7 protein-coding genes are annotated in these 6,691 nt (G+C 64.2%); 2 read left to right on the top strand and 5 right to left on the bottom strand.

The annotated features are described in order from the left end of the window. Positions 1-45: 45 nt before the first annotated feature. Positions 46-576, bottom strand: coding sequence for an inorganic diphosphatase (ppa, locus tag IE125_RS11545; protein WP_189444841.1), 531 nt, complete (start codon positions 574-576; stop codon positions 46-48). 160 nt (positions 577-736) lie between these two features. Between ppa and IE125_RS11540 the strand changes: the two genes are divergently transcribed. Beyond that, positions 737-2,455 carry a bifunctional protein-serine/threonine kinase/phosphatase gene (locus tag IE125_RS11540; RefSeq protein WP_189444840.1) on the top strand — a complete coding sequence of 573 codons (1,719 nt, stop codon included), beginning with the start codon at positions 737-739 and terminating at the stop codon, positions 2,453-2,455. Between the two features lie 76 nt (positions 2,456-2,531). On the opposite strand, the gene IE125_RS11535 is transcribed toward IE125_RS11540, so the two are convergent. The 3 genes from IE125_RS11535 to IE125_RS11525 form a co-directional block, all read right to left on the bottom strand. After that, positions 2,532-3,353: an HpcH/HpaI aldolase/citrate lyase family protein gene (locus IE125_RS11535; RefSeq protein ID WP_189444839.1), complete on the bottom strand. Its 822-nt coding sequence runs from the start codon at positions 3,351-3,353 to the stop codon at positions 2,532-2,534. A 72-nt stretch (positions 3,354-3,425) separates the two neighbouring features. Continuing rightward, positions 3,426-4,625 (bottom strand): CaiB/BaiF CoA transferase family protein, encoded by a 1,200-nt coding sequence (locus tag IE125_RS11530; protein WP_189444838.1) that lies wholly within the window; start codon positions 4,623-4,625, stop codon positions 3,426-3,428. Between the two features lie 70 nt (positions 4,626-4,695). Then, positions 4,696-4,974 (bottom strand): HTD2 family dehydratase, encoded by a 279-nt coding sequence (locus tag IE125_RS11525; protein WP_189444837.1) that lies wholly within the window; start codon positions 4,972-4,974, stop codon positions 4,696-4,698. A gap of 138 nt (positions 4,975-5,112) precedes the next feature. On the opposite strand from IE125_RS11525, the gene IE125_RS11520 reads away from it, so the two are divergent. Beyond that, complete coding sequence (locus IE125_RS11520) at positions 5,113-6,033, top strand: LysR family transcriptional regulator (RefSeq protein ID WP_189444836.1); 921 nt, start codon at positions 5,113-5,115, stop codon at positions 6,031-6,033. 31 nt (positions 6,034-6,064) lie between these two features. On the opposite strand, the gene IE125_RS11515 is transcribed toward IE125_RS11520, so the two are convergent. Next, complete coding sequence (locus IE125_RS11515; RefSeq protein ID WP_189444835.1) at positions 6,065-6,616, bottom strand: cupin domain-containing protein; 552 nt, start codon at positions 6,614-6,616, stop codon at positions 6,065-6,067. Positions 6,617-6,691: the final 75 nt, after the last annotated feature.

The raw sequence follows: 6,691 nt of genomic DNA, 5'->3' as shown, positions 1-6,691 counted from the left end.
TGCGTTCTCGTCTCTGACGCGGGAGCCAGGCTCCCGGGGCAGCGGTTATTCGTTCTCGTAAGCGCTGACGGCTTTCTCGATCGCCTTGCGGGCGGCATCGGCGCCATCCCAGGAGTCGATCTTGACCCACTTGCCTTTCTCGAGATCCTTGTAGTTCTCGAAGAAGTGCGCAATCTGCTGGCGCAGCAGTTCGGGCAGGTCCGTCACCTCGCGAACGTCGTCGTAGAGGGCGCTCAGCTTCTCGTGCGGTACGCAGACGAGCTTGGCATCTTCGCCGGCTTCGTCGGACATGTTGAGCACGCCGACCGGACGGGCGCGGATCACGCTGCCGGGCTGAACGGGGTAGGGCGTGACCACCAGCGCATCGAGCGGGTCGCCGTCGTCGGCCAGCGTCTTGGGAATGAAACCGTAGTTGGCCGGGTAGAACATCGGCGTAGCCATGAAGCGGTCGACGATGAGTGCGTCCATGTCCTTATCGATTTCATACTTGATCGGATCGTGATTGGCGGGAATCTCGATCGCCACGTAAACGTCGTTGGGGAGATCCTTTCCGGCGGGAATCTTGTCGAAACTCATCGTTGAGTCCTTGCTTGCGGTTTGCAGGTTGAACACCAGCGGGCGAAAATCCCACGAATTATACGAAGTGGATTGGCCGATTACCAACCCGGGCCCGGAAGCCGCTTCGACGCCGCAAGCGCATGGCGGTGGACCGCCTGTCCGATGGGGAGAGAAGCAGTTGTCGAAAAGCGCGTTATCTCTGACGTATGGCCAGGCCTTCGTCGCACCGGATCTGCATCGCCACCGCAGTTCGATGTCGGTGCAGATCCCGCAGGGCGATCAACTGATATCCAAGGGCGGCTGCGCGCTTATCAGCGATTCCACCTGGCGTAATTCCATTGCCAAGCAGGCGGGCGATCTCAGCGTGCGCGGCTTTCTGGCCGACTACTACTCGACACCGGATCACTGGGACATCAAGACTTCGGCGACGCGCGTGCTGCGAGCGCTCAACAGCTGGTGCTACAGCCAGAGCGGCTATATCGAGGGCGGCAGCTATATCTGCTCGCTGTCGGCGATGATCTTTCACCACCATGAAGCCCATCTGTTTCACATGGGCGATACGCTGGTTTTCCGGATTCGCGGCGCCGAGTTCGAGCAGCTGACGCGGGATCACGTCACCGATCTGGGGGGGTATCGCTATCCGTCGCGGGCGCTCGGCATGGATGGCCACGTCGACATCGACTACTCGACCTTCCCGCTCAAGCAGGGCGATCTGTTTCTGTTCATGACGCAGGCCGTGCGAGGCACGTTGGTGCCGTCAGAGTACGTACAGCTGATCCGATCCGATGTCAGCGACCTCGATGCGGCCTGCGAACGCCTGACCGAGGCCGCCAATCAGCGCGCCATCGAGCGCGGCTACAACGCCAACCAGTTCTGCTTCCAGCTGGTGCGCGTCGACCGACTGCCCGAAGAGGTCTCGGATCAGCAGCCGCGAGTTTTTCATCACCTGCCGGTGCCACCGGAGCTTGCCGCCGGCGATCGCCTGGATGGGCTCGAGATCGTTCAGGTACTGTCGCGGACGGCCAAGGCGCGGCTCTACCACGTACGCGACCTGCGCACCGAGCGCGACATGGTGATGAAGGCGCCTAGCCCCGAGCTCTCGACCCGCAACGTCTATCTCGAGCATTTCGGTCTGCAGCAGTGGGTGGTCGAGCGCGTCAACTCGCCGTTCGTGGTCAAGGTGGTCGAGCCGTCACGGCCGCGGCGCTATCTGTACTACCTGATGAGCTATGTCGACGGCGAGACTCTGACCGAGTGGCTCGGGCGGCACCCTCAGGCGAGTCTGGAACAGCGCCTGGAGATTGCGCGCCAGCTGGTCAAGGCGGTGCAGGCGCTCCATCGCCACGAGGTGCTGCACCAGCACATTCATCCGGACAACGTGCTGATCGACCGGCACGGCAATCTGCTGCTGACCGACTTCGGCGCCTGCCACAAGCGGGAGAACGACGCCCAGGGCGAGGCCCGCGAGCTGGCACGACAGGTCGGCCTGACCGAACACAGCGCGCCGGAGTATGCGCTGGATACCGAGGTCGGGCGACGCAGCGACCAGTATTCGCTGGCGTCGACCATCTACTGGATGCTGACCGGGCACCTGCCGTACACCATGCTGCCAAATCACCTGCGCAGTCATACCGACCTGGAGCAGATGACCTATCGCCGCGCCCAGCTGAGCAACCCGGCGATCAGCAGCGATCTCGACGATGCGCTGCGCCGCTCGCTCGATCCGCTGCGCGCGCTGCGCTTCCGGCGCATCTCCGAATTTGCCTACCACCTGCGTGCGACGCCGAGAACCGACGGCGAGAGTCGCCGGCCACCGTGGCGGGAGCCGGCCAACGTGTGGCAGGCGATCGCGACCGTGCTGCTGTTGCTGCTGATTCTCTCCTGGTGGCTGAAGTAATTAGGGGGGCCAGGTGCCGAATGCCGGTAAGGGGTGAGCTGACTGTGGCTTGTTTGTGGCTGACTGTAGGGGAACGTCAGCCGCCCGTTCTCTCCAGTAGACGCCGAGCCCGTTCGATTACCGGGGCATCGATCATCTGGCCATCCACCTGACCGGCACCGGCATCCTGGGCAGCAACCGCCAGCACGCGCTCGGCCCATTCCCGCTGCGCTACCGAAGGTGAGAAGGCCGCGTTGACCGCCTCCACCTGACGCGGGTGGATGCACAGCATGCCGCCGAAGCCCATTTCCGAGGCACGCCGCGCCGCACGCTCGACGACATCGGTATCGCGGAATTCGGGCGTCACCGTTTCCACGGGGGCGGCCAGTCCTGCCAGTCGAGACTGCAGCACCAGTTGAAACCGTGCCTGATCGAGCACCCAATCGCCGCCTTGCGTACCGGGCTCCAGCCCGAGATCGAGACCGAGATCGAGCGCCCCGAAACTGAGCGCGACGACACCCTCGACTCGAGCGAGTTCGGCTAGCCTGTCGAGGCCGGCGGCGCTCTCTATCAGCGGAATGAGCGGCTTGCCAAGCGCGGCGGCCTGGGCCAGCGCCCGCGTATGTTCCGCTTTCGGCACGATGATCCCCGCGATGCCCGGGCGGTCGCGACACAGCGCCAGGTCGGCAAGGGCGTCGTCACTCTCCATGGCGTTGATGCGCACCCAGACGGCGTCTTCCGCGGCGTCTTCGAGGAAGGCAGCCAGCGCCTGGCGGGCGTCATCCTTGTCTTCCTGGGCGACGGCATCCTCGAGGTCGATGATCACCGCATCGGCTTCGCTCGAGAGCGCCTTGGAAAAGCGATCCGGCCGGCTGGCGGGCACGAAGAGCAGGGAGCGTGAGGTCGTGAAGGCAGGCATGTCGGCAGTCTCTCGTGTTGCGGGTTTTGATGCGGGTCCGGGGGCGCCAGGAACGTGTCAGTCGGACAGCGCCTAGATCGTTCCGCTGGCGCGCAGGTTGGCGATATCGTCCGCTCCATAGCCTAGCTGCTCGAGGATGATCGCGCTGTGCTCTCCCAGTTCGGGCACGGGGTCCATGCGCGCCTCGAAGGCGCTGCTGCGGCCCGGTGGCAGCAGCGCCGGCAGCGGACCGGCGGGGCTGGCCACGTCGCGCCAGCGCTTGCGAGCCGCCAGCTGCGGGTGCTGCCAGACGCCGGCCATATCGTTGACGTGCGCGTTGGCGATCTGCGCCTCGTCGAGCCTGGCGATGACGTCGTCGGGGCCGAGGCGTGCGAAGACCGATTCGATGATCTCGCGCAGCGCCTCTCGATTTTCGGAGCGTTTGGCATTGGCGTCGAAGCGCGCATCCGTTGCCAGGTCCGGCTGACGCAGCACGGTCTTGCAGAAGAGTTGCCACTCTCGTTCGTTCTGCAGGCCGAGCATGACCGTACCACCCTGGCCGGTAGGAAAAGGGCCGTACGGATAGATGGTCGAGTGTGAGGCACCGGCGCGGGGCGGCGGTGGTGCGCCGTCGTAGGCGTAATAGAGTGGATAGCCCATCCACTCGACGAGGCCTTCCAGCATCGACACATCGATATTCGAACCCTCGCCGGTGCGCCCCCGCAATAAAAGCGCCGAGAGGACGTGGCTGTAGGCGTACATACCGGCCGCGATGTCGGCGACCGAGCAGCCCGCCTTGGCAATCGCTGCAGGCTCGGGCCCGCCGGTGACCGAGAGAAAGCCCGCCTCGCTCTGGATCAGCAGGTCATAGGCTTTCTTGGTCTCGTACGGGCCGCCCTGACCGTAGCCGGAAATGTCGCAGACGATCAGCCTCGGGAAGCGCTCATGCAGCGTCGAGAAATCGAGTCCCATGCGCGCGGCGGCGCCCGGGGCCAGGTTCTGCACCAGCACGTCGGCCTCGCCGAGTAGCGCCTCGAGAATCGGCGTGGCACTTTCATGCTTGAGGTCGAGCGTCAAGCTCTCCTTGGAGCGGTTGGTCCAGACGAAATGCGAGGCCAGGCCATCGACGCGGGTATCGTAGTGGCGCGCGAAATCGCCGACGCCGGGGCGTTCGATCTTGATCACGCGGGCCCCGAGATCGGCGAGCTGGCGAGTGCAGAAGGGCGCAGCGATCGCGTGTTCGAGACTGATGACGGTAATACCATCCAGCGGGCGGGTATTGATCTGTGTCATGGGAATGGCCTTTGAGGCGAGGGCAGCAGCTCGAGCGGGGGCTCTGCGACGTAATAGAGCATCAGGTGGATCAGGATCGGCGCGGCTGGATGCAGGCGTTGCCCATCGGTGCGGCAGTGATGTTTCTGAATTCTCCTCGATTCGCGCGACCCGCGACCGGGTCGTGAAAGAATGCCCAGTGCCAGAGCGGTGGCAGCGGCTCTTCTTGCTGGGGGCAGGGGGCGCTGAAGGTCGCCGCCACACGTTTGAGATGCGTAATCTCCAGGCTGTCTCGGGCACTCTCCTGTCGGCCTATCCAGGCCAGCCAGGTCTGTCCCTCGAATGCAGGCGTCGAATCGGTCGTTGGCATCGTCTCTGTTCCCGGCGCAATCGATGATTCCATGCTGCGGTAACGGTTACCTTCATGGAATTGTGTTTTTGCGAGCGGGGTGTTTTGCTGAGCTGAATACGACCTTTGTCGCTATCAGAGCTCTGGAACGTCCTTATCATGCACTTCGATTTGACCGACCTGCGCCTGTTCGTCCACGTCTGCGAAGCGAGAAGCCTGACGGGCGGCGCCAGGCAGGCGCACCTCTCGACGCCGGCTGCCAGCATGCGCATCAAGGCGCTCGAGAATCAGCTCGGCTCACGACTGTTCTATCGCAGCAGCCAGGGCGTAGACCTGACGCCCGCCGGCCAAAGATTGCTGACCCAAGCGCGGCTTGTACTGCGCCAGGTCGAGCATCTGAAGACCGAGTTCACCGAGCATGCCGGTGATGCCGCCGGCCACCTGCGCATTTTTGCCAATACCACTGCCGTGACCGAGTTTCTGCCGGAGGTGCTGGCACGTTTTCTCGCCGAACGGCCTGGCGTGACGGTCGACCTGCAGGAGCGACTCAACCGGGACATTCTGCGTGGTGTGCTCGACGGCACCAGCGACCTGGGTGTCATCGCTGGCGGTGTCGATACGCCGGGTCTCGAAGTGCTGCCGTTCAGCCGCGATCACCTGGTGGTAGCCATACCCCTCTCCCATCCGCTGGCGGAGCGCGAACGTGTTCGACTGATCGAGACGCTGGCCTATCCGCACGTCGGACTTCACGACGGCAGTACGCTTCTGAGCTTTCTACGCGATCGGCTCGAGGCGCTGGGAGAGCAGTTCGCGCTGCGTACTCAGGTCTACGGCTTCGAGGCAGTCTGCCGCATGATCGAGGTCGGTGTGGGGATCGGTATCGTGCCGGTGTCGGCGGTGCGACGCCATCAGCGCACGATGCGCCTGCGCTGGGTCGCGCTGGATGAACCTTGGGCCCTGCGCGAGCGCAGCGTGATCACCCGGGAACTCGCTGCGCTACCGGGCTGCGCGCGGGCGCTGGTGGAAGCGCTGGTCGTCTACGGTGACGCCGAGCGCGCGCCAGATCCGGTGCCACGATGATCGCAGGCTGATCCCGTGCGCCCAAGCGGGATCAGAACTGGCTGGCGGGCGTGCAACAGCTGACCAGACGGCAGGGCACATCGCTCGGGTTACGGAAGCGGTGGGGGAGTTGCGTGTCGAAGTAATACGCCTCGCCGGCGATAAGTCGACGCGTCTCGGCGCCGATCGTGATCTCGATGCAGCCCTCCAGAACCACCCCGGCTTCCTCGCCGCGATGCGCGATCATCTCGCGCCCGGTATCGGCCCCCGGCGGGTAGGTCTCGATCAGAAACGAGAGCGCTCGCTGCTCCCGATTGGCACCGACGAGACGATAGATCACCTCGTTGGTGGCCACGTTGGGCAGCTCCTTGGCGCCGTAGAAAACCTGGTCGCGACTCTCCAGCTCGAAGGTGAAGAAATCACCCATGCTGATGGGAAGCGCGTCGAGAATCTTCTTCAGCGAACTCACCGACGGGCTCACCTTGCCCTGTTCGATCAGCGACAGGCTCGAATGGGTAACGCCGCAGCGCTTGGCCAGCTCCCGCTGGGAAATGCCGCGCAGTGTGCGCAACGAGCGCAGGCGCGGACCGACATCGTCGGACATGAAGGCTCCGGGAACACGGGCAGCATGTTGAACGTTGAACACCAAGGACTTGTCGAGAATACCGCAACATGGCGG

It is taken from the genome of Salinicola rhizosphaerae, from assembly GCF_014652715.1.
GTDB classification, from domain to species: Bacteria; Pseudomonadota; Gammaproteobacteria; order Pseudomonadales; family Halomonadaceae; genus Salinicola; species Salinicola rhizosphaerae.
This window is presented reverse-complemented; position numbering and strand designations above follow the sequence as displayed.

Coding starts and splice junctions, on each gene's coding strand:
- ppa (WP_189444841.1), bottom strand. CDS start 576: ATGAGTTTCGACAAGATTCCCGCCGGAAAGGATCTCCCCAACGACGTT.
- IE125_RS11535 (WP_189444839.1), bottom strand. CDS start 3,353: ATGCCTGCCTTCACGACCTCACGCTCCCTGCTCTTCGTGCCCGCCAGC.
- IE125_RS11530 (WP_189444838.1), bottom strand. CDS start 4,625: ATGACACAGATCAATACCCGCCCGCTGGATGGTATTACCGTCATCAGT.
- IE125_RS11525 (WP_189444837.1), bottom strand. CDS start 4,974: ATGCCAACGACCGATTCGACGCCTGCATTCGAGGGACAGACCTGGCTG.
- IE125_RS11520 (WP_189444836.1), top strand. CDS start 5,113: ATGCACTTCGATTTGACCGACCTGCGCCTGTTCGTCCACGTCTGCGAA.
- IE125_RS11515 (WP_189444835.1), bottom strand. CDS start 6,616: ATGTCCGACGATGTCGGTCCGCGCCTGCGCTCGTTGCGCACACTGCGC.